General features: G+C 63.3%; 1 protein-coding gene. It reads left to right on the top strand.

Annotated elements, in window-relative coordinates; all coding sequences use genetic code 11:
- The first annotated feature begins 204 nt into the window (after window positions 1-204).
- Window positions 205-693 carry an HXXEE domain-containing protein gene (locus BLIN9172_RS18020; protein ID WP_145998011.1) on the top strand — a complete coding sequence of 163 codons (489 nt, stop codon included), beginning with the start codon at window positions 205-207 and terminating at the stop codon, window positions 691-693.
- Window positions 694-1301: the final 608 nt, after the last annotated feature.

The raw sequence follows: 1301 nt of genomic DNA, 5'->3' as shown, positions 1-1301 counted from the left end.
GAACGCACTCGTTGTGGCAGCGGGGGGCGCGGTCCTCGTTTTCAGCCGGTCTGCCAGCAAACGCGCTGCTGCCACTCAGGACCAGGCCGCTATGAAAACTTGAGGTTAGGGCAAACACTCTGTCGGCTGTGAAATGATGATGGTGGGCGTGTGCGTCTGCCCATAGATTCATCGGCGTTGGATGCGTGAGGGGAAGGCTGAACTGTGAGTTGGAAGGGGCCGACGGAACTTTTTGCGGCGTGGGTAATCTACGACATCCTGGATGCGTTCGCCTTTCCTGCATCCTGCGATCGTCTCGTGGATCGCACTGGTGTAGAACAACTCCTGATCACGCCGCAGCAATCGTTGATCGCCGTTGGTCTGATGGGAATTCTGGTGGCGGTGGCGTGTGGCCGCGGCGTGCGCTCTGCCAGTAAATCGGCGATCTATCGGGCAGTCGTTGCTGGGTTGGAAGCCCACGTCGTGACTCACCTCGGCGCTTCAGGCGCGCAGCGTGGTTACACGGCCGGTGTTGCGACGGCTTTGCCGGTCATGCTTCCCGGGGCGCTCATGGCGCGTCGTGAACTCCAGCGGGACGGCTGCGAGCTGCGGTTCCGTGACACGGTCAACGGCGTCGCATTGCTCCTGCCCGCAGCCTTGGTATGCCAGGGGGTTGCGCGACTGATCCGTCGTGTGTCCGCGGCCCAGAGCTGACCGGAAAAGCAAAAACGGCATGTCGCGTGAGGTTGCTACGTACCGAAACTCGGTGAAGTTCCGCTTTGACGTCTGGCCGTGTTCCGGCTCGACCACTGGTCGGTTGAGGGTCTGGACGACCTGCACCAGGTGTCCGTCGGGGTCCTCGACCGACGCGATCAGCAGGTGGTCGAGCCACGGCTCGGGAGTCTTGACGGGCTTCGCGCCGAGGGCGACAAGGCGTGCGTAGCCTACGGGAGCATCGTCGGTCCAGAGGATCACCGCCGCGGACGTCCCGCCGGTCGTGGTCCCAGCGCCTGCCGCAGCGCCTTACGGGCATGGTCTCGGTGTCAGCCCGTCGTCGCGCACAACTCATCCACGATCACCGCCACCACGGCCCAGGACACGCCGGCCTACGCGGGCGTCCCTCTCATGAGGCAACGAAACCGTTTCGCGGGCATTTCTCGTGAGTCAACGCGAGGGCTTGTGACTAGACCCTGCGAGGTCTAGGACGATGTCGTGTGGAGCGTGGACATCGAGCCAATTGCTGGGTGGCACGACCTCGTTGCGGGAAGGCGGCCTCCAGCTCACCTCTATTGTCGGCCAAGGGAAGATACCGGCGTCATAGC

Source organism: Brevibacterium linens ATCC 9172, from assembly GCF_900169165.1.
In the GTDB taxonomy this organism is placed as follows: Bacteria; Actinomycetota; Actinomycetes; order Actinomycetales; family Brevibacteriaceae; genus Brevibacterium; species Brevibacterium linens.
This window is presented reverse-complemented; position numbering and strand designations above follow the sequence as displayed.